Source organism: Cribrihabitans marinus, assembly GCF_900109035.1.
Taxonomy (GTDB): domain Bacteria; phylum Pseudomonadota; class Alphaproteobacteria; order Rhodobacterales; family Rhodobacteraceae; genus Cribrihabitans; species Cribrihabitans marinus.
Map to the genome: position 1 here is coordinate 158,564 of NZ_FNYD01000005.1, position 24,144 is coordinate 182,707.

At 67.6% G+C, this 24,144-nt stretch carries 23 protein-coding genes; 7 read left to right on the top strand and 16 right to left on the bottom strand.

The genetic code is table 11. The features are described 5' to 3' along the window. Positions 1–82: 82 nt before the first annotated feature. The 3 genes from BMX57_RS10045 to BMX57_RS10055 are packed head-to-tail and all read right to left on the bottom strand — an operon-like array spanning position 83 to position 3,592. Positions 83–568 carry an MAPEG family protein gene (locus BMX57_RS10045; RefSeq protein ID WP_229724228.1) on the bottom strand — a complete coding sequence of 162 codons (486 nt, stop codon included), beginning with the start codon at positions 566–568 and terminating at the stop codon, positions 83–85. After that, positions 565–2,694 carry a methylmalonyl-CoA mutase gene (scpA, locus tag BMX57_RS10050; RefSeq protein WP_092366013.1) on the bottom strand — a complete coding sequence of 710 codons (2,130 nt, stop codon included), beginning with the start codon at positions 2,692–2,694 and terminating at the stop codon, positions 565–567. Before scpA ends, BMX57_RS10045 begins: the two co-directional genes overlap by 4 nt. Next, positions 2,660–3,592 (bottom strand): hypothetical protein, encoded by a 933-nt coding sequence (locus BMX57_RS10055; protein WP_177175430.1) that lies wholly within the window; start codon positions 3,590–3,592, stop codon positions 2,660–2,662. The genes scpA and BMX57_RS10055 overlap by 35 nt, the downstream gene beginning before the upstream one ends. Here BMX57_RS10055 and BMX57_RS10060 point away from each other — a divergent pair. Beyond that, positions 3,575–4,210, top strand: a complete 636-nt coding sequence (locus BMX57_RS10060) for a DUF4174 domain-containing protein (RefSeq protein ID WP_308419734.1) — start codon at positions 3,575–3,577, stop codon at positions 4,208–4,210. The genes BMX57_RS10055 and BMX57_RS10060 overlap by 18 nt on opposite strands. A 118-nt stretch (positions 4,211–4,328) precedes the next feature. Here BMX57_RS10060 and BMX57_RS10065 read toward each other — a convergent pair whose 3' ends face one another. From BMX57_RS10065 to BMX57_RS10090, 7 genes are all read right to left on the bottom strand, one after another. Next, positions 4,329–5,117 (bottom strand): hypothetical protein, encoded by a 789-nt coding sequence (locus BMX57_RS10065; protein WP_177175431.1) that lies wholly within the window; start codon positions 5,115–5,117, stop codon positions 4,329–4,331. Positions 5,118–5,120: 3 nt separating this feature from the next. Then, positions 5,121–7,166, bottom strand: coding sequence for an acetyl-CoA carboxylase biotin carboxylase subunit (locus BMX57_RS10070; protein ID WP_092366019.1), 2,046 nt, complete (start codon positions 7,164–7,166; stop codon positions 5,121–5,123). Positions 7,167–7,300: 134 nt separating this feature from the next. Further along, positions 7,301–7,504 carry a hypothetical protein gene (locus BMX57_RS10075; protein ID WP_092366022.1) on the bottom strand — a complete coding sequence of 68 codons (204 nt, stop codon included), beginning with the start codon at positions 7,502–7,504 and terminating at the stop codon, positions 7,301–7,303. A gap of 343 nt (positions 7,505–7,847) precedes the next feature. Continuing rightward, the gene (locus BMX57_RS10080; protein WP_092366025.1) at positions 7,848–8,195 is read right to left on the bottom strand and encodes a hypothetical protein; all 348 of its coding nucleotides are present in this window, start codon (positions 8,193–8,195) and stop codon (positions 7,848–7,850) included. Between the two features lie 78 nt (positions 8,196–8,273). Beyond that, on the bottom strand, positions 8,274–8,408 hold the full coding sequence (locus BMX57_RS21015; RefSeq protein ID WP_268236012.1) for a hypothetical protein: 135 nt from the start codon (positions 8,406–8,408) through the stop codon (positions 8,274–8,276). 214 nt (positions 8,409–8,622) lie between these two features. Further along, a complete protein-coding gene (locus BMX57_RS10085) occupies positions 8,623–9,108 on the bottom strand; it encodes a DUF6497 family protein (protein ID WP_229724227.1) in 486 nt (161 codons plus the stop codon). A gap of 105 nt (positions 9,109–9,213) precedes the next feature. After that, positions 9,214–10,746 (bottom strand): acyl-CoA carboxylase subunit beta, encoded by a 1,533-nt coding sequence (locus BMX57_RS10090; RefSeq protein ID WP_092366028.1) that lies wholly within the window; start codon positions 10,744–10,746, stop codon positions 9,214–9,216. 182 nt (positions 10,747–10,928) lie between these two features. On the opposite strand from BMX57_RS10090, the gene BMX57_RS10095 reads away from it, so the two are divergent. Both BMX57_RS10095 and BMX57_RS10100 read left to right on the top strand, forming a co-directional pair. Beyond that, positions 10,929–12,140, top strand: coding sequence for a multidrug effflux MFS transporter (locus BMX57_RS10095; protein ID WP_092366031.1), 1,212 nt, complete (start codon positions 10,929–10,931; stop codon positions 12,138–12,140). A 63-nt stretch (positions 12,141–12,203) separates the two neighbouring features. Continuing rightward, positions 12,204–13,601, top strand: a complete 1,398-nt coding sequence (locus tag BMX57_RS10100; RefSeq protein ID WP_092366034.1) for a helix-turn-helix domain-containing protein — start codon at positions 12,204–12,206, stop codon at positions 13,599–13,601. 93 nt (positions 13,602–13,694) lie between these two features. Here the strand turns inward: BMX57_RS10100 and BMX57_RS10105 are convergent, their stop codons facing one another. The 5 genes from BMX57_RS10105 to BMX57_RS10125 form a co-directional block, all read right to left on the bottom strand. Then, on the bottom strand, positions 13,695–13,934 hold the full coding sequence (locus tag BMX57_RS10105; RefSeq protein WP_092366037.1) for an HP1242/YdcH family protein: 240 nt from the start codon (positions 13,932–13,934) through the stop codon (positions 13,695–13,697). A 79-nt stretch (positions 13,935–14,013) separates the two neighbouring features. Next, positions 14,014–15,522: a choline-sulfatase gene (gene betC / locus BMX57_RS10110; RefSeq protein WP_092366040.1), complete on the bottom strand. Its 1,509-nt coding sequence runs from the start codon at positions 15,520–15,522 to the stop codon at positions 14,014–14,016. Then, the gene (gene betI, locus BMX57_RS10115) at positions 15,519–16,091 is read right to left on the bottom strand and encodes a choline-binding transcriptional repressor BetI (protein ID WP_092366043.1); all 573 of its coding nucleotides are present in this window, start codon (positions 16,089–16,091) and stop codon (positions 15,519–15,521) included. Before betI ends, betC begins: the two co-directional genes overlap by 4 nt. Positions 16,092–16,169: 78 nt before the next feature. After that, on the bottom strand, positions 16,170–17,081 hold the full coding sequence (locus tag BMX57_RS10120; protein ID WP_229724226.1) for a DMT family transporter: 912 nt from the start codon (positions 17,079–17,081) through the stop codon (positions 16,170–16,172). Between the two features lie 39 nt (positions 17,082–17,120). Next, complete coding sequence (locus BMX57_RS10125) at positions 17,121–17,720, bottom strand: LysE/ArgO family amino acid transporter (RefSeq protein WP_092366046.1); 600 nt, start codon at positions 17,718–17,720, stop codon at positions 17,121–17,123. Positions 17,721–17,809: 89 nt separating this feature from the next. Here BMX57_RS10125 and BMX57_RS10130 point away from each other — a divergent pair, with 89 nt between their 5' ends. Beyond that, positions 17,810–18,691 carry a LysR family transcriptional regulator ArgP gene (locus tag BMX57_RS10130; RefSeq protein WP_092366049.1) on the top strand — a complete coding sequence of 294 codons (882 nt, stop codon included), beginning with the start codon at positions 17,810–17,812 and terminating at the stop codon, positions 18,689–18,691. Between the two features lie 135 nt (positions 18,692–18,826). Here the strand turns inward: BMX57_RS10130 and BMX57_RS10135 are convergent, their stop codons facing one another. Continuing rightward, the gene (locus BMX57_RS10135) at positions 18,827–19,567 is read right to left on the bottom strand and encodes a YebC/PmpR family DNA-binding transcriptional regulator (RefSeq protein WP_092366052.1); all 741 of its coding nucleotides are present in this window, start codon (positions 19,565–19,567) and stop codon (positions 18,827–18,829) included. Positions 19,568–19,674: 107 nt separating this feature from the next. On the opposite strand from BMX57_RS10135, the gene BMX57_RS10140 reads away from it, so the two are divergent. The 3 genes from BMX57_RS10140 to BMX57_RS10150 all read left to right on the top strand — a co-directional run bounded on the left by BMX57_RS10140 (position 19,675) and on the right by BMX57_RS10150 (position 24,142). Next, on the top strand, positions 19,675–21,447 hold the full coding sequence (locus BMX57_RS10140; RefSeq protein ID WP_092366055.1) for an SLC13 family permease: 1,773 nt from the start codon (positions 19,675–19,677) through the stop codon (positions 21,445–21,447). Between the two features lie 223 nt (positions 21,448–21,670). Continuing rightward, positions 21,671–22,405: a glutamine amidotransferase gene (locus BMX57_RS10145; protein ID WP_092366058.1), complete on the top strand. Its 735-nt coding sequence runs from the start codon at positions 21,671–21,673 to the stop codon at positions 22,403–22,405. Positions 22,406–22,480: 75 nt separating this feature from the next. Continuing rightward, positions 22,481–24,142: an FAD-binding dehydrogenase gene (locus BMX57_RS10150; protein WP_092366061.1), complete on the top strand. Its 1,662-nt coding sequence runs from the start codon at positions 22,481–22,483 to the stop codon at positions 24,140–24,142. The last annotated feature ends 2 nt before the right edge of the window (positions 24,143–24,144 follow it).

The window sequence follows — 24,144 nt, forward strand, 5'->3', positions numbered from 1 at the left end:
CGCGCCGTCCCGCCCTTCCTCTTGCCCGAAATACCTTCGGGGGTGAATTGAGCCGCAGGCTCAAGAGGGGGCAGACAGCCCCCTAGCCCAGCCAGGCCACCAGCGACCACAGTGCCGCCAGGATCGTCGGGTAGAAACTGCCGGCAAAGCCCAGCCCGCGCAAGGGGGGCGACAGGTGATAGCCGACCCAGAACAAGACCCGCATGAGCGCCAGTCCCAGTCCCAGCGCAATCACCACCGCGCCACCCAGGGAATTGGCGACAAACGGCCACAGAACGGCCGCCAGCACCAGCTGTTCGACCGTGTTGGTCAGTACCCTCTGGTCGATCTCGGCGCCCGAGCCGGGGGCGAATCGCGCGCCGTCGATGATCTCGTCGTCGAAGAACCGCCGCTGCGCCAGCCGCCCGATCATCGCCACCATCACCAGGCCCGGCGCCAGAAAGGCCAGCGGCAGGGCGACCGGTGCCGGGATAAACGGCAGCTCCGCGCGTTGCGGCAGCCAGACCAGCGCCACGGCCCAGAGCGCACTGCCGGCCATGCCGGCGAGGACCGTGGCGCGCTTGCTCACGCCGGGGCGTCCTGGCGGATCAGGCCGAGGATGTGCCGCGCCGCCTCGGGGATGTTGGTGCCCGGCCCGAAGATCGCCTTGACCCCGTGATCGTGCAGGAACTGGTAGTCCTGCTGCGGGATGACCCCGCCGCAGATCACCACGATGTCCTCGGCGCCGGCCTTCTTCAGCTCTTCGACCAGCTGCGGCGCCAGGGTCTTGTGACCCGCCGCCTGGCTGGAGATGCCGACCACGTGCACATCGTTGTCGACCGCGTCCTGCGCGGCCTCGGCGGGGGTCTGGAACAGGGGGCCCACATCCACGTCGAAGCCGATATCGGCAAAGGCCGTGGCGATGACCTTGGCGCCGCGGTCATGGCCGTCCTGGCCCATCTTGACCACCAGCAGCCGCGGGCGCCGCCCCTCGGCCTCGGCAAAGGCCTCGATGTCCTTCTGGATTGCGGCGAAATCGGCGTCGCCCTCGTAGGCGGCGCCATAGACCCCGGCCAGCGTCTTGACCTCGGCGCGGTGGCGGCCGAATTCCTTTTCCATCGCCATGCTGATCTCTCCCACGGATGCACGGGCCCGTGCGGCCTCGACCGCCGCCTCGAGCAGGTTGCCGCCGTCTTTCGCGCGGCGGGTCAATTCATCGAGCGCCGCCTCGCAGGCCGAGGCGTCACGGGTTGCACGGATCCGCTCCAGCCGGGCGATCTGCGACTCGCGCACGGCCACGTTGTCGACATCCAGGATGTCGATCGGATCCTCCTTGTCCTTGCGGTACTTGTTGACGCCGACGATCACCTCTTCGCCGCGGTCGATCATCGCCTGGCGGCGCGCGGCGGTCTCCTCGATCCTGAGCTTGGGCAGGCCCGAGATCACCGCCTGGGTCATGCCGCCCATCTCCTCGACCTCCTCGATGAGCGCCCAGGCCTTCTCGGCCAGCTCATGCGTGAGGGTCTCGACATAGTACGACCCGGCCAGGGGATCGACGACATTGGTGATCCCGGTCTCTTCCTGCAGCACCAGCTGGGTGTTGCGGGCGATCCGGGCCGAGAAGTCGGTGGGCAGCGCGATGGCCTCGTCCAGCGCGTTGGTGTGCAGGGACTGGGTGCCGCCCAGCACCGCGCTCATCGCCTCGTAGGCGGTGCGGATCACGTTGTTATAGGGATCCTGCTCCTGCAGGCTGACGCCCGAGGTCTGGCAATGGGTGCGCAGCATCTTGGAGCGGTCGGATCTCGCCCCCGCCTCGGTCATGATCCGGTGCCACAGCAGGCGCGCGGCGCGCAGCTTGGCCGCCTCCATGAAGAAATTCATGCCGATGGCAAAGAAGAAGGACAACCGCCCGGCGAACTTGTCCACATCCATGCCCGCCTCGATCGCCGCGCGCACGTATTCGCGCCCGTCGGCCAGCGTATAGGCCAGCTCCTGCACCAGGTTCGCGCCGGCCTCCTGCATGTGATAGCCGGAAATCGAGATCGAGTTGAACCGGGGCATCTCGTTCGACGTGTATTCGATGATGTCCGAGATGATCCGCATCGAGGGCTTGGGCGGATAGATATAGGTGTTGCGGACCATGAACTCCTTGAGGATGTCGTTCTGGATCGTGCCCGACAGCAGCGACTTGTCGTGGCCCTGCTCCTCGCCCGCGACGATGAAGCTGGCCAGGATCGGGATCACCGCGCCGTTCATCGTCATCGACACGCTGACCTGATCCAGCGGGATGCCGTCGAACAGGATCTTCATGTCCTCGACGCTGTCGATGGCGACGCCGGCTTTGCCCACATCGCCCACCACGCGCGGATGGTCGCTGTCATAGCCGCGATGCGTGGCCAGATCGAAGGCCACCGAAACGCCCTGCTGCCCGGCCGCCAGGTTGCGGCGGTAGAAGGCGTTGGATTCCTCGGCCGTCGAGAAGCCGGCATATTGCCGGATGGTCCAGGGGCGCCCGGCATACATCGTGGCCTTGGGGCCGCGCGTGAAGGGCGCGAAGCCGGGCAGCGAGCCCATATGCGGCAGGTCGCGCGTGTCCGCCTCGGTATAGAGCGGCTTGACGTCGATCCCCTCGAGCGTCTCCCAGGTCAGATCCTCGAGCGCGCGGCCCCGCAATTCCTTCTCAGCCAGCGCCCGCCAGTCGTCTGTCTTGCTCATCGCGTCTTCCTCTTGTCGCATCGGGTGTTGGCGGGTTTTCTCCCGCCGGGGTCTTGTCCGGGTCCGTCACTAGCCGGGCCAGCCCGTCGGCTCCGGCCGTCAGCCAGGCCATGTCGGCCTCGTAGAGCCGGCGCAGCTGCGCCGTCTGGACCGGTGTGAAGGGCTGCCAGCGGCCGCTGCCGTCGGGCAGGTCCAGGTCGGGGCGCAATTGGCGCAGCTCTTCCAGGCGCGGCGTGGGGTTGCGCCAGTCACGGCTGTGCAGGTTCGGCGCGGCGCGGTCGATCAGCGCGGCCAGCTGGGCATCGGGGCGCCCGGCAAAGACCTCGAAGGGCAGCACCAGGATCTGCGCGTTCGGAGCGGCGCAGGCCAGGTCGGTGATCACCTCGCGCCAGCCGCGCCGGGCCGCGGCGATGGCCTCCAGCTCGGCCGATCCGGGCAGCGGCGCACCGCGCGACAGCCCGTAGCCCAGCGCCGAGGGCCACCAGATCTCGGGCGCGCGGATCGTCAGCGCCAGCCGCAGCGGCATGATGCCGAACGCCTCGGCAAAGCGCGCGATCCGCTCACCCGCCGCCGGATAGAGCCCGCCCGCGCGCCGGTTCGCGCCCATCGCACCCAGCATGTTCTCGTCGCTGACCACCAGGCGCTCCAGCCCGGCATCGGCGCTGCGGCGCAGGTTGAGGCGGATCCGCCCCCGCGCCCGGCGCGCGCGCCGCAGGGGGTCGCGCACCGGCCCCGCCGGCGGCGCGTCGGACAGGCCGCTGAACAGCCCGTTGCGGGTGCGGCCCGGTCCCCAGAACCCGGTTCCCTCGCGCGTCAGACGCACCGCATTGAGGCGCAGGTATCCCTGAAAGGTAGTGGTGGCGCAGCGATGCGCGCCGATATGCAGAATGACATCCATGGCTCGGCCTCGGTCCGGGGCCGCGCGGCGCGGCCGGGTTGGAAAAGATGCACGCATGGTCATGCCGCCCCCCTCTCCAGGCCCTTAACGCTCGAATTTTTGATGTCGGGGGCGATTTGTGCGGTCGCAATCACCGGCGGGGGGGTTATATTCATCCCGACAGGAGTGTTCATGAAACGCACGCTAGCCCTTGTTTTCTCGGCCTTTCTTCCGTTGGCCGCAGGCGCCACGGACCCGTCCATCGTGGACGGGGACGCGTATCTGCGGCCCGCGGAAGACAGCGATTTGAGCGAATTTCTATGGATAAACCGGCCGGTGATCGTCTTTGCGGACACGCCGGCGGATCCGCGGTTCCAGGAGCAGATCAAGGCGCTGACCGAAGGCGCCGAGATGATGATCGAGCGCGATGTGGTCGTGCTTACCGATACCGACCCCGACACGCTCTCGCCGCTGCGCAAGAAACTGCGCCCGCGTGGTTTCCAACTGGTGCTGGTGGGCAAGGATGGTAGCGTGAAGCTCCGCAAGCCGTCACCGTGGAGCGTGCGGGAAATCAGCCGGTCCATCGACAAGACGCCGATGCGGCAGCGGGAAATCCGCGACCGGCGCGCCGCCCCCTGAGGGTGCACCCTCTTGTCCGGGTCCGGACGGCACCATATATTGGAGATGAACGCGCGGGAACGGCCCGCGTGGCATGGCGAAAGGGCAAGCATCATGGAAAAGGATCCCAGCATCCCGCTTACCCCGATTCCGGTGACTGGCCGGGGTGGCCCGCGGCCGGGCTACTGAACCGCTTGGCGGCGCTTTCCGCCGCAGCCGCCCCACCTTCGCTATAGGCCTGGATCAGCCGCAAGGCATAGCTTCCCAACTGATATGCGCGCACACGCATCGCCGCGTAGTCCTCGTACATCGCGATCCGGCGCGGTTGCGCCAGCGTCTTGAACGCCTCGCCGCGCATGTCCTCGGCAAAGGCCTGTAGTGCTGCGATCACGCTGTAGAAGGCCACAACGGCGTCGATGGTCTGGCGCGGCAGCACCTCGATCCCGTCCACCAACGCGGAATAGACCAGGTCGTGCCGCTCCTTGGGAATGAACGGCACGAACGCCTCGTCGGCCTGCATCCGTTCTACGATCCGGCCCACCATCTCGTCGGCGCTGCCGTCGGCATAGAAGGCCTCGAGCGTATGCCGGATCTCGGCAAAGAGCGCTTTGTGATAGTCGCGGGTCTTTTCCGCCTTGGCGCGCGCCTTCTCCAGTTCCGAAAAGATCGCAGTGGTCAGCCAGCCGGCGGCGATGATCAGCCCGGCCACCAGCGCCTGCATCAACCGCGGCTCCAGGTCCACATTCAGCGCCAGAACGACCAGCGGCAGGCCCAGCAGCACCACCAGCGGCAGGCCGATATTGAGAAAGAAGCGTCGGAACACCCTGCGCGAAACCGCCGCGTCCTCGGTCAGGAAGAAGGCCACCGCCAGAACGGCGGCCCCTCCCAGCACCAGGATCGGCCAGTATTGCGACAGGGTGTCCTGCATCGCCTATTCGAACTCCATGATCACGTCATCCACCGCCAGGCTGTCGCCGGCGCCGGCATTGATCCTGGACACGACGCCCTTGCGCTCGGCGCGCAGGATGTTCTCCATCTTCATCGCCTCGATGGTGCAAAGCGCCTGGCCTTCCTGCACCTCCTGCCCGGCTTCGACATCCAGCTTGACCACCATGCCCGGCATCGGACAGAGCAGCAGCTTGGACGTGTCGGCCGCCTGTTTCTCGGGCATCAGCGCCGCAAGCTCGGCCTGTCGCGGCGTGCGCACATGCACCCGCAGATCGGCGCCGCGCGACCGCAACCGATAGCCGGCGGTGATCTTGTCGACCTTGAGCACCAGAGGCGCCCCGCCGACGTCCAGCCGCGCGAGGCTGTCGCCGGGCGTCCAGTCCGAGGTGACACGCAGCTTGGCGCCGTCGTCGAAAGTGACGGTCGAGCCCTCCTTGTCGGCGTCGATGGTGACCGCGAACGCCTCGCCCTGAAGCGTCACGACCCAGTTCTCGCCGACCTTGCGCTCGTGGTTGTCCATCCGGCCCGATACGCGCGTGCGGCGGATCTCGGCGACACGGTACATGGCCGCCGCCGCCGCCGCGACCCGGCGCAGGCTGTCGCCGTCCAGCGTCACGCCCTGGAACCCGTCGGGATATTCCTCGGCAATGAAGGCGGTGGTCATGTCGCCCGAGATGAATTTCGGATGGTCCATCACCGCGCTCAGGAACGGCAGGTTGTGGCCGATCCCCTCGACCTCGAAACTGTCCAGCGCCACGCGCATCGCCTCGATGGCCTCGGCCCGGGTCGGCGCCCAGGTGCACAGCTTGGCGATCATCGGGTCGTAGTACATGCTGATCTCGCCGCCCTCGAAGACGCCGGTGTCGTTGCGCACGGCCGTTGCGCCCTCGGGCGCCTCGCCCTGCCATTTTCCGTCGGCCAGCAGCGGCCCGGCGGCCACTTCCTGCGGCGGGCGATAGCGGGTGAGCCGGCCGATGGACGGCAGGAACCCGCGATAGGGATCCTCGGCATAGAGCCGGTTCTCGATGGCCCAGCCGTCGATCTTCACATCCTGCTGGCTGATCGACAGCTTTTCACCCGCCGCCACGCGGATCATCTGCTCGACCAGGTCGACCCCGGTGATCAGCTCGGTCACGGGATGTTCCACCTGCAGGCGGGTGTTCATTTCCAGGAAGTAGAAATTCTTGTCCCCGTCGACGATGAACTCGACCGTGCCGGCGCTGGCATAGTCCACCGCCTGCGCCAGGGCGACGGCCTGTTCGCCCATTGCGCGCCGGGTGGCCTCGTCCAGGAACGGGCTGGGCGCCTCTTCCACGACCTTCTGGTTGCGGCGCTGGATCGAGCATTCGCGTTCGTTGAGGTAGATGCCGTTGCCATGCGTGTCGCACAGCACCTGGATCTCGATATGGCGCGGCTGCGTCACGAATTTCTCGATGAAGATGCGGTCGTCGCCGAAGGAACTGGCCGCCTCGTTCTTGGAGCTTTGGAACCCCTCGCGCGCCTCGTCGTCGGTCCAGGCGATCCGCATGCCCTTGCCGCCGCCGCCGGCGCTGGCCTTGATCATCACCGGATAGCCGATCTCGTTGGAGATCTTCACCGCCTCCTCGGCATCCTCGATCAGGCCCATATAGCCGGGCACGGTACTGACATCGGCCTCCTGCGCGATCTTCTTCGAGGTAATCTTGTCGCCCATCGCCTCGATCGCGCCCTTGGGCGGGCCGATGAAGGCGACGCCTTCGGCCTCCAGCGCCTCGGCGAATTTCGAGTTCTCGGACAGGAAGCCATAGCCGGGATGCACCGCCTGGGCGCCGGATGCGCGGACCGCCTCCATCACCTTGTCGATGACGATATAGGACTGGTTCGCGGGCGGCGGGCCGATATGGATGGCCTCGTCGGCCATCTCGACATGCAGCGCGTTCTTGTCGGCGTCGGAATAGACGGCGACGGTCTTGATTCCCATTTTCCGGGCCGTCTTGATGACCCGGCAGGCGATCTCGCCCCGATTGGCGATCAGGATCTTGTCAAACATCGGCAGTCCCTTGTTCTTGTGGCGCAAAAACGCGGAACCGCCGCCCCGGTGCCCTCGGGCCCGGAACGGCGGTTCCAAAAATCTCGGTCCCCGCCGCGCGGCGGGAGGTCTCTCCGTAGGGCGCGCCGCTCAGATCAGCAGCGGCCGGGGTTCTCTTCGCAATAGATGACGTTGCCCGCGGCACCGACCGCAGCGCCCGCAACCGGGTTGGTGTCGAGCAGCAGCGACCCGGCCAAGCCGGCCCCGCCGCCATAGAGCACGCGTTCCGTCGTGTTGTCTCCGCAGGCCGCCAGGCCGGCAAACAGCGCCAGCCCCGTGACAATCCCTTTTGCTCGCATATCGCCCATCCTTGTTGTTGTGACTTGATGTAACAGACATGGGGGTTTGACCCCGCCATCCGCAAGTCACATCGCCGTGCTTCGCGGCGCTGGGCGAAACCCTGCCCAACCCATTGGCCACGCAAAGGGAAAAGGGTGGGCAGGCCAGCAAGGGCTTTGCGGATCTGCCCACCAAGGGAAGGGGTACGGAATAGATGGTGTGCAAGCAGCGCAGGCATTTTCAAGCTGCTTGCAACCATGACGCTGCCCCAGGTCCGGGGTCGAACCAAGCCCAATTTCGCCGCTTCGCCGGCATGGGCCAGATTCTGCCGATCCGGCGGAAAACAGCGCGAAATCATGCCGATCACCTCTCGAACGCGTCCGGAAACGCGGCCCGGGCTGCGGATTCGTCAATGACCAGCAGCGCCTCGTAGCTTTCGGGGTCGAACGGATCCTCGGCCGGAATCACCTCGCGCCCGAACAGCCAGGACAAGCGGCCCGCATCGAGGTTCCCGCGCTCGAAGGGCTGATCGCCGAAATGCTCCCACAGGGCGGCCATGAAGGCTGCGTCGGCGCGGCGGTCGACGGCCCTTCGGTCGCGATAGCGTTCGCGCCGCACCAGCGGTGTCGCGCCCTTGGGATTGGGCCGGCGGATGACGAATTGGAAATCGGAACCGGGCAGACGCCCGGGAAACCCGCGATGCTTCAGCATGGGCGCACCTCCGGGCCGGACGGCGCGCGTTGCGGGCAAGGGATCGGGACCGGCCCAGCGGCCGGCCCCGCCCGGGTCTTACTTGTACTTACCGGTGTAGACCGGCTCGGTCGTGACGGGCTCGACCACCACGACTTCTTCTTCCTGCTGACCGCATGCGGCAACGGTGCCGACAAAGGCGACCATTGCGACGAACTTGATGCACTTCGACATCTGATACTCCTGATTGTGTTGTTGAAACCAACAGGTCCGGTGGGCCCTGCCTGCCTCAGCGACGTGAATTCGGCCGCGCAAGTGCGGCACGGGCCGAGGATATTCCAATTCCATTCCGAAATACATCCACCTTTCGGGACAGCTGCCGCCTGTGACTCCAAAGCCGCATCCGCAACCGGAGCGGCGGCTCTTGCAGTGCCTGTCCATGCCGGCATCAGAATTCCTCCCAGATGCAGGTCGCGTCCTCAAGCCGGAACGCCTCGAAGAACTGGGTGGCGTCGGGATCGGACTGGCCGAAGGGAACCGTCCGGTCCGACAGCGAAATCACCACACGCGCCGGCTTCAGTCCGTGCAGTTCCGCATAGGGTACGACAAGCGTTCGGCACAGGTATTCCATGTCCCGAGACGCGCTGTCATAGTCGGTCGTCCCGCCGATTTTGGGCGCGCGAAAGCGGAAGCGCAACCACAGCGCGCCGGGGTTCTCGTCGGACAGGATCTCGTCCAGATGCACCGGCTGACCGGAGGGCACGTCCAGCGCCTCGCTGGCCGAAAGCGGCGCGGCGGCAAGCAGCGCGGCACAGACCGGCGCCAGCGGAAATCCGCGCCCGCGCCTCTTTTGCGGGGGGCGGGACACTTCTGCCGGGACCGCACAACCGGGGTTTGCGGCCTGCGATGGTGTGGTGATCGGGTCTTCGGTCATCACTGCGATTCGGACCTTCCGTCGATGTTCCCGCGTTTCGTCTGTCAGCGATTTTCAGGCCTCGCACCGCACTGAAGTGCGGCCGGGCCCCGGGGGTCTACCGCCTCACAGGGGGATGTTGTCGTGCTTCTTCCACGGACGCTCGGTGCGCTTGTTGCGCAACGAGGCGAAGGCGCGTGCCACCCGCTTGCGGGTCGAGTGCGGCATGATCACCTCGTCGATGAACCCCCGCTCGGCCGCCACGAAGGGATTGGCAAAGCGGGCCTCGTAATCCGCGGCATGGGACGCGATCTTCTCGGCATCCTTGAGGTCGGCGCGATGGATGATCTCGGTCGCGCCCTTGGCCCCCATCACCGCGATCTCGGCGGTCGGCCAGGCATAGTTGAGATCGCCGCGCAGGTGCTTGGACGACATCACGTCATAGGCCCCGCCATAGGCCTTGCGGGTGATCACGGTGACCTTGGGCACCGTCGCCTCGCCATAGGCGAAGAGCAGCTTGGCACCGTGCTTGATGACCCCGTTGTACTCCTGGCTGGTGCCCGGAAGGAAGCCGGGTACATCGACCAGTGTCAGCAGCGGGATGTCGAAACAGTCGCAGAACCGGACGAACCGCGCCGCCTTGCGGCTGCTGTCGATGTCCAGGCATCCCGCCAGCACCATCGGCTGGTTGGCCACGACCCCCACTGTCCGCCCCTCGAGCCGGATGAACCCGGTGAGGATGTTCTTGGCGAATTCGCCCTGGATCTCGTAGAAGTCGCCCTCGTCGGCCATCTTCGAGATCAGCTCCTTCATGTCGTAGGGCGAGTTCGGGTTCTCGGGCACCAGCGTGTCCAGCGATTGCTCCAGCCGGCCGGGATCGTCGAAGAACGGGCGCACCGGCGGCTTGGAGCGGTTGTTGAGCGGCAGGAAATCGACCAGCCGCCGCACCTCGGCCAGCGCCTCGACATCGTTCTCGAACGCCGCATCGGCCACAGAACTCTTGCGCGTATGGGTCGCCGCGCCGCCCAGCTCCTCGGCGGTCACGACCTCGTTGGTCACCGTCTTGACCACGTCGGGGCCGGTCACGAACATATAGGACGTGTCCTTGACCATGAAGATGAAGTCGGTCATCGCCGGGGAATAGACCGCCCCGCCCGCGCAGGGGCCCATGATCACGCTGATCTGCGGCACCACGCCCGAGGCCTCGATATTGCGCTGGAACACCTCGCCATAGCCGGCGAGGGAGTCGACGCCCTCCTGGATCCGGGCACCGCCCGAGTCGTTTATGCCGATCACCGGGGCGCCGTTCTGCATCGCCATGTCCATGATCTTGCAGATCTTCTGGGCATGGGTGGCCGAGACCGACCCGCCCAGGACGGTGAAGTCCTGGCTGAACACATAAACCTGCCGGCCGTTGATCGTGCCCCAGCCCGTCACCACGCCGTCGCCATAGGGGCGCTGCTTCTCCATGCCGAAATCGGTGCAGCGATGGGCGACGAACATGTCGAACTCCTCGAAGCTGCCCTCGTCCAGCAACAGTTCGATCCGCTCGCGGGCCGTCAGCTTGCCGCGCCCGTGCTGGGCATCGATGCGTTTCTGTCCGCCGCCCAGGCGGGCACCGCCGCGGCGCTCTTCAAGCTCGGTCAGGATATCTTTCATGGCCGGTGTCCTCTTGTGAACTCGCGCGGACCTTAACCGCAGCAGCGGTGGGGAACAAAGCGCTATTCGGCAAATTTGCAAATACTTGCCAGAGGTGTCAGCGCGAATTGCAAAGATGCTAATTAACAACTTAACGCAACGATGCGGTGGACACTTCCCGAACCCGGGCGTAGAGCCAGAGGATGCAACGCGTCCAGGCCCCGATACCTGGGCGGCGCAGTCCGCCCACGATCGCCACGCTGATCCTGCTGTCAGGGCTGTCCGCCCTGACGATGAACATATTCCTGCCCAGCCTGCCCAACATGACCGAGTATTTCCGCACGGATTACCGGCTGATGCAGCTGTCGGTGGCGCTCTACCTGGCGGTCAACGCCGGCCTGCAGGTGGTGATCGGGCCGATCGCGGACAAGGCCGGGCGGCGGCCGGTGATCCTGTGGGGGATCGGGCTGTTCCTGCTGGCCACTCTGGGCTGCATCTTCGCGCCGAACGCGCAGGTGTTCCTGGCCTTTCGCATGGGCCAGGCGGTGATCGCCGCCGGCATGGTGCTCAGCCGCGCCGCGGTGCGCGACATGTACGACCAGGACCAGGCGGCCTCGATGATCGGCTACGTGACGATGGGCATGGCGGTCGTGCCGATGCTGGGGCCGGCCATCGGCGGGCTGCTGGACGAGTTCCTGGGCTGGAAGGCGAATTTCTGGCTGCTGCTGCTGCTGGGCGGGGCGGCCTTTGCCCTGACCTTTGCCGATTTCGGCGAAACCGCCCTGAAGAGCGGCAAGACGCTGGTCGCGCAGTTCCGCGAGTATCCCGAACTGCTGACCTCGCCGCGCTTCTGGGGCTATTCGATGGCCTCGGGCCTCAGTTCGGGTGCCTTCTTCGCCTATCTCGGCGGTGCCCCCTTTGTCGGAACCGAGGTCTTCGGCATGTCGCCGGGCACGCTGGGCATCTATTTCGGCTCGCCCGCGCTGGGGTATTTCCTGGGCAATTTCGTATCGGGCCGCTACTCGGTGCGGTTCGGGGTCAACCGGATGGTGCTCTGGGGCTGCTGGCTGAACGCGTTCGGCATCACGCTGTCGCTGCTTGTGATGCTGGCCGGCATGGGCACGGCGGTCAGTTTCTTCGGCTTCATGACCTTCGTGGGCCTGGGCAACGGCATGGCCATACCCAACGCAACCGCCGGGGCGCTTTCGGTGCGCCCGCACCTGGCCGGGACCGCCTCGGGGCTGAACGGCGCGATCATGCTGGGCGGCGGCGCAGGCCTCAGCGCGCTGGCCGGCGCCCTGCTCAGCCCCGAGACCGGCGCGCTGCCGCTCTTGTGGCTGATGCTGATCACCGCCGCCGCGGCGGTGGCCTCGATCCTGCTGGTGATCCGGCGCGAAAGGCGGCTTGGGCTCTGACCCCTTGCGCCGGGCGGTTTGCAAAGTTAGCAAGGCTGGAGACGGTCTTTGCAAAGGCACCCCATGTCCACCCAGAAACTCTATGCCGGCGCCAAGCTGCGCGAGATCCGAACCCGCCTGGACTTGACGCAGAAGGACTTCGCCGCCCGGCTGGGCGTGTCGCTGCCCTATCTCAACCAGATGGAGAACAACAACCGCCCGGTCTCGACCACGGTGGTGCTGGCGCTGGCGCAGGAATTCGGGCTGGACGTGACCGAGCTGAGCAGCGGCGACAGCGAGCGGCTGGTCTCGGACATGCGCGAGGCGCTGGCCGATCCGGTCTTTGCCGATGCCATGCCGCCGGTGGCGGACCTGCGGCTGACCGCCTCGAACGCGCCGGCGCTGGCGCGCGCCTTCCTGTCGCTGCACCGCGCCTATCGCCAGACGCATGAGCGGCTGGCCTCGCTGGACGAGGCGCTGGGGCGCGAGGATGCCAGGATCCAAGCCAGCCCGTGGGAAGAGGTGCGCGACTTCTTCCACTATTGCGACAACTACATCGACGCCGTGGACCGCGCCGCCGAGCATTTCGCCGCGCAGGCGGGGCCGGGCGATATCCACGCCGCGGCCCTGGACCAGCTGGCCCGGCGCGACATCCGTGTCGAGATCGCCGACATGCACGCCCTGCGCAGCTATGACGCGCAGGCCCGCGTGCTGCGCCTGTCGGCGCGCGCGGCGCCGCAGACCCGGAATTTCCAGCTGCTGCTGCAACTGGCGCTGCTGACCCAGGACAAGCTGCTGGAGGCGACGCTGGATTTCGCCCGGTTCCAGAGCGACGAGGCCCGCGCCATCGCCAAGATCGGCCTGGCCAACTATTTCGCCGGTGCGGCGCTGATGCCCTATGGCACGCTCTTGGCCGCGGCGCAGGAGTGCCGGCACGACCTGGAGCTGCTCAGCGCACGGTTCGGCGCCTCGATCGAACAGGTGGCGCACCGGCTGTCCACCCTGCAGCGCCCCGGCGCCAAGGGCATCCCGTTCTTTTTCGTGCGCGTCGACCAGGCCGGCACGATCACCAAGCGCCACTCGGCCACCCGGCTGCAATTCGCCCGCTTCGGCGGCGCCTGCCCCCTGTGGAACGTGCACCGCGCCTTCGAGACGCCGGGCCATTTCCTGCGCCAGCTGGCCGAGACCCCCGACGGGGTCCGCTATGTCCTGCTGGCCCGGGACGTGTCGAAATCCGGCGGCTCCTTCGGTGCGCCCGTGCGGCGCTATGCCATCGCCCTGGGCTGCGAGGTGCGCCATGCCGACGCGCTGGTCTATGCCGACGGGCTGGATGTCGGCAACGCCACGGCGTTCGAGCCGATCGGTATCTCCTGCCGGATCTGCGACCGGCCCGATTGCCATCAGCGCTCGGTGCCGCCGCTGGAACGACGGCTGGAGGTCGACACCGACCGGCGCGGCACCCTGCCCTACACGGTCACCTGACAGACTGGCTTCCTCTTGCCGGAAATATCCCGGGTGTGAATGCGCGCGCCGCGCGCAGAGGGGGCTGGCCCCCTCCGGTCCCCCGTCCCCGCCTCAGTGACCCGACAGGATGCCCCAGATCTCGTCCTTGAGCGCCGCGCGCTGCTTGCGCAGCCGGGTCTCGGCCAGTTCGTCCATCGGCTCCACGTTGGTCTCGGCCCGGTGCACGGTTCGGTTGATCTCGTGATACGCGTCGGCCAGCCGGGCGAAATGCGCGTCGGTCTGCTTGAGCTGGCTCATCACCTCGATCTTGTCGGGGAATTCCTCGGCCAGCTCATGCGGGGTATGGGTCATCCGTTCGCTCCTTGTGCTGCGTTGCGAACCTACCCTAGGCAGCTCGGCGCACGGCCACATTGACCGGGATCAAACCGGGTCATTCCCCGCGCGGAAACCGCTGGTTTTCCTCCAGCACGTTGAGGTCCATGTGATTGCGCATGTAGCGCTCGGAGGCATCGCGCAACGGCTGGAAATCCCACGGGTAGTAACCGCCCTGCCGCAACGCTTCATAGACCACCCAACGCCGCGCCTGGCTGGCGCGGACCTCGGCGTCGAACCGGTCGAGATCCCAGCGCGCCAGCGACATCGCCCGCAGGCTTTCCAGGGTCTCGGCATGGGCGGGATCGCCGGCCAGGTTGGTCCGTTCGTGCGGATCGGCCTCGAGGTCGAACAGCTGGTCGGGGTCCAGCGGGCAGCGATTGTATTTCCAGCGCCCGTGGCGCAGCGACACCAGCGGCGCGTCCGAGGCCTCGGCGGCATATTCAATCATCACCGGCGCGGTCCGCTCTGCCCCCTGCGCCAGCGGCACCAGGTCCTCGCCATCCGTCCACGGCGCGATCTCGGCCATGTCCACGCCCGCCAGCGTGCCCAGCGTGGGTGTCAGGTCGATGGTCGAGACGGGCGTGTCGATCCGCCCCGCCGGCAGATCCGGCGCGCTGATCATCAGCGGCACCCGCGCCGACCCTTCGTAGAAGCTCATCTTGAACCACAGCCCGCGCTCGCCCAGCATGTCGCCGTGATCCGAGACGAAGACCACGATGGCCTCCTGCCGGGTGGCCTCCAGCACGTCGAGGATGCCGCCGATCTTGTCATCGAGATACGAGATGTTGGCGAAATAGGCCCGGCGCGACCGGCGGATGTCCTCCTCGGTGATGTCGAAGCTGCGCCAGTCATTGGCGTCGAAGATGCGCTTGGCGTGCGGGTCGTGATTGTCATAGCCCAGATCGCCCACCTCCGGCAGGAGATGTTCGCAATCCTCGTAGAGATCCCAGTATTTCCGCCGCGCCACATAGGGGTCATGCGGGTGGGTGAAGCTGACGGTCAGGCACCACGGCCGCGCATCCGCGCCGCGCGCCAGGTCATAGAGCTTCGCGGTGGCGTTGAAGGCCACCTCGTCGTCATATTCCATCTGGTTCGAGATCTCGGCCACCCCGGCCCCGGTCACCGATCCCATGTTGTGATACCACCAGTCGATGCGCTCGCCCGGCTTGCGGTAATCCGGCGTCCAGCCGAAATCGGCCGGGTAGATGTCGGTGGTCAGCCGGTCCTCGAACCCGTGCAGCTGGTCGGGACCGACGAAATGCATCTTGCCGCTGAGGCAGGTGTAATAGCCCGCCCGGCGTAGGTGATGGGCATAGGTGGGGATGTCGCTGCGGAACTCGGCCGCGTTGTCATAGACCCCGGTGCGCGAGGGCAATTGCCCGGACATGAAGCTGGCCCGCCCCGGCGCGCAGAGCGGGCTGGCGGTATAGGCATTGGCGAACCGCGTGGACCGGGCGGCCAGTTTCTTGAGGTTCGGCGCATGCAGCCAATCAGCGGGACCATCGGGAAAAAGCGTGCCGTTCAGCTGATCCACCATCAGGATCAGGATGTTCGGTTTGGTCATGTCTCGGCCTTGATCAGGGTGTCCAGAACGCGCTGGGCGCGCTCGACCGCCACTTCGGGCGCCTCGGGCGCGCCAAGTGCTGCGTGGATATAAAGCCCGTCGATCAGCGCGACAAGCAACTCGGCGGCCCGGGCCGGATCGGCCATTTGCGGGCGCAGCGCATGGGTCAGGTTCGACCGGATCCGCGCCTGGTAGATCCGCCACAGCCGCAGCGCGTCGTCATTGGTCTGGGCCAGCACGTAGAAGGTCATCCAGGCCGCGATCACGTCCGGCGAGAAACAGGACGGCGCGAAACACGCCCGCAGGATCGCCCGCGCCCGGTCGCCCGGCGCCGCGCGCGACAGCGCCCCGCGCACCTCGGCGCCGAAATCCGACAGGATGCGGCGCATGGCCGCCAGGAACATCTGCTCCTTGCCGCCGAAATAGTGATGCGCCAGCGCGCTGGACATGCCGGCGCGCTTGGCGATCTGGCTGACGGTCACATCGAGGGACCGCGCGGCGCCCAGCTCGGCGATGGTCGCGCGCACGATGGCGTCCCGTCGGATCGGCTCCATCCCAACCTTCGGCATCTTGTCCTCGTGTCGCGTGACTGTCACCACGACGCTAGGAATTTTATATTGACCCGTCAATCAATTACGATCGGCCGGTTACAATTTCGGCCCCACGCTGGGCGGCGTCAACGCGCGCCGGCGCAGCACCGCCTCGCGCCAGGTGATGAAGCTGACGGCGGCAAGGATCAGCGTGCCGCCGGCGACGACCCAGACATCCACCCCCTCGCCGAACACCGCCGCGCCCAGCGCCACCGACCAGATCAGCTGCAGGAAGGTCACAGGCTGCGTCACCGCCACCGGCGCCGCCTGCAGCGCCAGCGTCATGAAGTAATGCCCACCTGTGGCGAAGGTCGCGATCAGGAACAGAATGCCCAGCTCGGCCCAGCTCGGCGGCGACCAGACCGCCGCTGCGAAAGGCGCCAGGAACAGCGTCACCCAGAGCGACAGCTGCGCCAGGACCACCGCGGGGCTGACCTCGTCCACCGTCACCTTGGCCAGCAGGTAGGATCCCCCCAGCAACAGCGACGTGCCCAGCATGGCCAGATGCCCCGGCGCGATCTCGCGGAACCCCGGGCGCAGGATGATCACCGCACCCACCAGCGCCACGATCACCGCGCTGATCCGCCGCGCCGCCAGCGTCTCGCCCAACAGCAGCGCCGCGCCCAGCGTGACATAAACCGGCGTGAGGTAGTTCATCGCCGTGACCTCGGCCAGCGGGATCTGGGTCATCGCGAAGAACCACAGCATCACGCCCACCGCGTGCAATACGCCGCGCAGCCCGAAAAGCCGCCACTGCCGCCCGGTCAGCCGGGTGGCCAGAAGCGGCCGGATCGCCGGCAGCAGAAAGACAAGGCCCAGCAGATAACGCAGAAACCCCGCCTGGATCGGGTGCATGCTCGGCCCCAGCAACTTGACCAGCGCGGTCATGCAGACGAAGCATATGCCGGTCAACAGCATCCACAGGATGCCGGCCAGCGGGCGCGATGAGGTCTGGGTTGCCGAGGACATGGAGCGGTTGAACACCCTATCAGGCGTCGCGGCAACCCTTCACATGAGAAGGAGTTTCAGCGCGATGGCCCACATGACCAGCCCGATCCCCGCATCCAGCACCTGCCAGGCCCGCGGCCGGGCAAAGACCGGCGCCAGCAGCCGCGCGCCATAGCCCAGCCCGAAGAAGAAGACGAAACTGGCCAGCACCGCTCCCGCGCCAAAGGCCAGCCGGTCGGGATACTGCGCAGAGATCGACCCGATCAGCACGACCGTATCCAGGTAGACATGCGGGTTGAGCCAGGTGAAGGCCAGCACCGTCGCCAGCGTCGGCGCCAGCCGTCCCGCCGCCGCGCCGCCCACAGTCAGCGCCGCGCCGCCACGCCGCGCCTGCAGCAGGCTGCGCGCGCCGTACCAGACCAGAAACACCGCCCCGCCATAGCGCATCGCCGGCTCGAACCAGGGCACCGCCGCGGCCAGCGCCCCGAAGCCAGCGACCCCGGCGGCGATCAGCACCGCATCCGACAGGGCGCAGGTCAGACAGACCGGCAGCAGGTGTTCACCCCGCAGCCCCTGCCGCAGGACAAAGGCATTCTGCGCGCCGATGGCGAGGATCAGGCTGAAGCCGAGGGCAAAGCCCGGCACGAGGGAAGCGGTCATGGCGCGGTCTCCGGTCGGTTTCGGGTTTGACTAGCGCCGGCACCTGGATTTATCCAGTTAAAGATCCTCACCTTGAATTAGAGTTGCTAATGTCATTCGACCCCAACCAGCTTGCCGCGCTCTCCGCAATCCTGCGGCTGGGCAGCTTCGATGCCGCCGCCGAGGCGCTGTCGGTCACGCCCTCGGCGGTCTCGCAACGCATCCGCGCGCTGGAGGAACGGGTCGGAACCGCGCTGATCCACCGGGGAACCCCCTGCACCGGCACCCCCGCGGGCCAGCGCGTCGCCCGCCACGCCGAGGATATCGCGCTGCTCGAGGCCGGGCTGTCGCGCGAACTCTCCCTCACGCCCGCCACCGGGCCGGCCCGGCTGCGCATCGCGGTAACCGCCGACAGCCTGGCCACATGGGTCCTGCCGGCCCTGGCCGAGGTCGAGGATGTGCTGTTCGACCTGGTGATCGACGACCAGGACCATTCCGGCGACTGGCTGCGCCGGGGCGAGGTCAGCGCCGCGATCACCGCCGGCGGCCAGGCAGTCGCCGGCTGCGACGCCCATGCCCTGGGATCGATGCGCTACCTCGCCACCGCCAGCCCGGCGTTCCTGCGGCGCTGGTTCCCGGACGGCATCACCGAACCCGCCCTGCGCCACGCGCCCTGCCTGACGTTCAACCTCAAGGACGGGCTGCAACGCGCCTGGATCGCTCGACATTTCGGCACCAGGCTGTCACCGCCCAGCCATTTCCTGCCCGACAGCCACGCCTTCGTGGAGGCCGCCGCGCGCGGCCTCGGCTGGGGAATGAACCCGCACGCGCTGGCCAGGGATCCGATCCGCGCCGGCCGGCTGGTCGGGATGCTGGATGCGGCCCCGCTCGACATACCGCTCACCTGGCAGGTCAGCCGGGTCCTGGCCCCGGCCCTGGCGCCATTGACCCGCACCATCCGGGCGGCCGCCCGCACCGTGCTCATTCCCTGAGACCCAGGTACCGAACACGCCCTGCTTCCTCTCGCCGCAAATACCTTGGAGCGCGAGGCAGAGCCTCGCACCGCGCGCCAGCGCGTCTAAAAAGAGCGCGCCGCAGGCGCTCCGCAAGGTCACGCCCCGCCCCGCTCAGAGCTGCGCCATGACCTCGTCGCTGGCCTCGAAGTTCGTGGTCACGCGCTGCACGTCGTCGTCATCCTCCAGCGCGTCCACCAGCTTCATCAGCTTCTGCATGCTCTCGAGGTCCAGCTCGGTAGTCGTCGTCGGCTTCCACACCAGCTTGGTGGATTCCGACTCGCCCAGGCTGGCCTCCAGCGCGTTGGACACGTCGTTCAGATCGGTGTCGGCGCACCAGATCACGTGGCCGTCCTCGCCGCTCTCGACATCCTCGGCGCCGGCCTCGGTCGCCGCCTCGAAAACGCTGTCGGCATCGCCGGCCTCGGCCGGATACACCACCTCGCCCTTGCGCTCGAACATGAAGCCGACCGAGCCGGTCTCGCCCAGGTTTCCGCCGTTCTTGGAAAAGGTCGAGCGCACGTTCGAGGCGGTGCGGTTGCGGTTGTCGGTCATCGCCTCGACGATCACCGCCACGCCGTTCGGGCCATAGCCCTCATAGCGGATCTCCTCGTAATCGTCGCCGTCGCCGGCCTGGGACTTCTTGATCGCCCGTTCGATCACGTCCTTGGGGACCGAGTTCGACTTGGCCTCCTTCACTGCCAGGCGCAGCCGCGGGTTCTTCTCGGGGTCCGGGTCGCCCATCTTGGCGGCGACGGTGATCTCCTTGCTCAGCTTGGAAAACAGCTTGGAGCGCGCCGCGTCCTGCCGCCCCTTGCGGTGCTGGATATTTGCCCATTTGGAATGGCCGGCCATGTCGCCCCCGTGGATGGTGTTCAGATTCCGCGCCCATATAGACGCGCGGCACGGGCGGGATCAAGGGACCGGCTTGCGGGCCGCGCGCGGTGCCCTATGGTGCAGGCATGAACACCGACCAGATCATCCTGTTCAGCCTCTTCATCCTGGTCTTCGGCCTGCTGCTCTGGGGCCGGTTCCGCTATGACCTGGTAGCCTTCGGCGCGTTGCTGGCCGGCGTGGTGCTGGGCGTGGTGCCGGCGGACCAGGCGTTCTCGGGCTTCGGCCACCCGGCCACCGTCGTCGTCGCGCTGGTGCTGGTGGTCTCGGCCGGGCTGGTGCGCTCGGGCGCGGTGTTCCTGATCACCCGGACACTGGTCGACGCCTCGCGCGGGCTCGGTGCCCATATCGCGCTGATGGGCGGGGTCGGCGCGGTGCTGTCGGCCTTCATGAACAACGTGGCCGCGCTGGCGCTGCTGATGCCGGTGGACATGCAGACCGCCCGCAAGGCCGGCCGCGCGCCCGGCCTGTCGCTGATGGCGCTCAGCTTCGCCACGATCTTGGGCGGCATGGCCACATTGATCGGCACGCCGCCCAACATCATCATCGCCGCGATCCGTGGCGAGGCGCTGGGCGAGCCCTACCGGATGTTCGACTTCGCCCCGGTCGGTGCGGTGGCGGCGCTGGCGGGGCTGGGCTTCGTGGCGCTGGTCGGCTGGCGGCTGATCCCGGAACGCGGCACGACCCGCGAGGCGGCCGAGGCGCTGGCGCAGTATATCGCCGAGCTGACCGTGCCCGAGGGCTCCGACGAGATCGGCAAGCGCCTGGCCGAGCTGGACGCCGAGGCCGACAAGGCCGACGTGGCGATCCTTGGCCTGATCCGCGATGGCAAGCGCCGCTATGGCCGCGCCTCGAACGCCCTTCTGCGCGCCGGCGACACGCTGGTGCTCGAGGCCACGCCCGAGGCGCTCGACGAGTTCCGCTCGGCGCTCAAGCTGGATTTCTCGGACGCCCAGCGCCAGGACAAGCTGACCGCGGCCGGCGAAGGTCTGGAGGTGATCGAGGTGGTGGTGCCGGACTCGGCGCGGATCGCCGGGCGCACCGCCCAGGCGCTGGGTCTGGCCTGGCGCCAGAACTCCATCCTGATGGGCATCTCGCGCCAGGGCCGGCGGATTACCGAGCAGGTGCGCAAGACCGAGGTGCAGCCGGGCGACATCCTGCTGCTCCTGTGTCCGCGCGACCGGGGCCCCGACGTGACCGAATGGCTGGGCTGCCTGCCCCTGGCCCAGCGCGGCCTGAACGTCACGGCCGATGACAAGGTGTGGCTTGCCATCGGCCTGTTCGGCGCCGCGGTTCTGGCCGCCAGCGTCGGGCTGCTCTACCTGCCGGTGGCGCTGGGGCTGGTGGCCGTGGGCTATGTCCTGACCCGGATCCTGCCGATCACCGACATCTACAGCCATATCGAATGGCCCGTCGTGGTCCTGCTGGGCTCGATGATCCCGCTCGGCGCGGCGCTGGAAAGCTCGGGCGGCACCGAGCTGATCGCCGGGAACCTGATCGCTCTGACAGGAGGGCTGCCGGCCTGGGCGATCCTGACCGTGCTCATGGTGGTGACCATGACCCTGTCGGACGTGCTGAACAACACCGCGACAACCATCGTCGCGGCGCCGGTCGGGATCCAGATGGCGCAGTCGCTGGACGTCTCGCCCGATCCGTTCCTGATGGCGGTGGCGGTGGCGGCCTCATCGGCCTTCCTCACGCCGATCGGGCACAAGAACAACACGCTGATCCTCGGACCCGGCGGCTATCACTTCGGTGACTACTGGCGCATGGGCCTGCCGCTCGAGATCCTGATCATCGCGGTCTCGATCCCCGCCATCCTGCTGTTCTGGCCGCTGTGAGGAACGCAGACGTGATCCAATTGCGCGCCTGCGGCGCAAGCCTTTTGTCATAAGCGAGGCTCTGCCTCGCGCTCCGAGGTATTTGGGGCGAGAGGAATGCTGGATCCCCCGCTTCATCTGGCCGGAAATACCTCGGGGGAGACGCCCGGAACGGGCGGCGGGGACAGAGCCCCCATCCGGCCGCCCCGTTGCCAATCGCGCGGGGCGCGGCTAAAGCACCCGGATGAAACGGTTTCTGATCCTGCAGCTGCGTCCCGAGACCGATGCGTCCGACGCCGAGTTCGCCGCGATCCTGGACAAGTGCGGCCTGCCGCAGACGCGGACGCACCGGGTCCGCCTGGACTGCGACGACCTGCCCGCGGGGCTGGATGTCTCGGATTATGCGGGCGTCATTGTCGGGGGCGGTCCGGGCTGCGTCAGCGACGATCCCGCCCAGAAGTCGCCGATGGACGCGCGGATCGAGGCGGCGGTGATGGGGCTTATGCCGCAGATCACCGGGCGCGACCATCCGTTCATGGGCTGTTGTTATGGCCTGGGCGTTCTGGCCGCGCATCTGGGCGGTGTGGTCGACAAGTCGCGCTATGCCGAGCCGGTCGGTCCGTCGACCTGCGCGCTCACCGAGGCCGGGCACGAAGACCCGTTGACCGCGGGGCTGGCGCCGGTCTTCGACGCCTTTGTCGGCCACAAGGAAGCGGTGCAGAGCCTGCCGCCCGGCTGCGTTCATCTGGTGGCCTCGGCGCCCTGTCCGTTCCAGATGATCCGCTGGGGGCAGAACGTCTATGCCACCCAGTTCCACCCCGAGGCCGATGCCGCCGATTTCGAACAGCGCATCGAGATCTACAAGGATCACGGCTATTTCCCGCCCGAGGATGCCGCGCGCCTGGTCGGCCTGTGCCATGCCGCCGACGTCACCGAGCCGGCGCGCATCCTGCGGCGCTTTGCCGAGCGCTATGGCTGACCCGATGGCGGCATTGCCGCGGTGAGGCGACGCAGCTAGGCTCGGGCCAGCCGCAACGGGCAGGAGGCAGCGGGCATGGCCACAGACACCGCGGATGTCATCGTCGTCGGCGCCGGGCTGGCCGGGCTGGCCGCCGCGGCCGAGCTTGCCGACAGGGGCAAGCGGGTCATCGTCCTGGACCAGGAGCCGGAGGGTTTTCTGGGCGGTCAGGCCTTCTGGTCGCTGGGCGGGCTCTTCATGGTCGACACGCCGGAGCAGCGGCGCATGGGCATCCGCGACAGCCGGGACCTGGCGCTGCGCGACTGGCTGGGCAGCGCACAGTTCGACCGGCCCGAGGATGACTGGCCGCGCAAATGGGCCGAGGCCTATGTGGAGTTTGCCGCCGGCGAGATGCGGCCCTGGCTGCACGGCATGGGCCTGCGCTGGTTCCCGGTCGTGGGCTGGGCCGAGCGCGGCGGCGCCTATGCCGGGGGGCACGGCAACTCTGTGCCACGCTTTCACATCAGCTGGGGCACCGGACCGGGCGTGCTGGCACCCTTTGTCGGCCGGGTCCAGCGCCATGCCGATGCCGGCCGCATCGATCTGCGGTTCCGCCACCAGGTCAGCCACATCATCCAGCAGAACGGCCGCACCAAGGGGGTCTCGGGCGAGGTGCTGGCGGGCGATGCTGCACCGCGCGGCGCGCAGACCAACCGCGACGAGATCGGCGAGTTCGAGGTCTATGCGCCCTCGGTGATGATCACCTCGGGCGGGATCGGCGGCAACCTGGAGCTGGTGCGCCGCAACTGGCCGCGCGAGCGACTGGGCGAGCCGCCGGCGCGGATGATCTCGGGCGTGCCCTTTCACGTGGACGGGCGGATGATCCCGATCGCCGAGAAGGCCGGCGGCCATGTGATCAACGGAGACCGGATGTGGCATTACACCGAAGGGGTGCGGAACTGGGATCCGATCTGGCCGGATCACGGCATCCGCATCCTGCCGGGCCCCTCGTCGATGTGGTTCGACGCCACCGGGCGCCGCCTGCCGCCGCCCTGCCTGCCCGGCTTCGACACGCTGTCGACCCTGCGCGAGATCCTGTCCACCGGGCATGACTACAGCTGGTTCGTGCTGACCCAGAAGGTGATCCGCAAGGAATTCGCGCTGTCGGGGTCAGAGCAGAACCCCGATTTCACCTCGGGCAGCTGGGCGCAGGTGATCCGCCAGCGGATCCTGTCGGGCGGGCGGGCGACCGATGCGGTGGAGGCGTTCAAGGCGCATGGCGACGATTTCGTCGTCGCCACCACGCTGGGCGACCTGGTGCGCGGCATGAACCAGCTGGGCGGCGGGCTGATCGACGAGGACAGGCTGCGCGCACAGATCGAGGCGCGCGATGCGCAGGTGGACAACGCCTTTGGCAAGGATGCGCAGATCACCGCGATCCACGCCGCGCGCAACTATCGCGGCGACCGGCTGGTCAGGACCGCCCGGCCGCACCGGTTCCTGGATCCGGCGAACGGCCCGCTGATCGCGGTCAAGCTGCATATCCTGACGCGCAAGACGCTGGGCGGGCTGCAAACCAACCTGGACGGGCAGATGATCGGCGCGGAAGGCCAGGTCGTGCCGGGCCTGTTCGCCGCGGGCGAGGTCGCGGGTTTCGGCGGCGGCGGCTATCACGGCTACAACGCGCTGGAGGGCACGTTCCTGGGCGGCTGCATCTTCTCGGGCCGCAATGCCGGCCGGTCGCGGGCGATCGCCTGAGG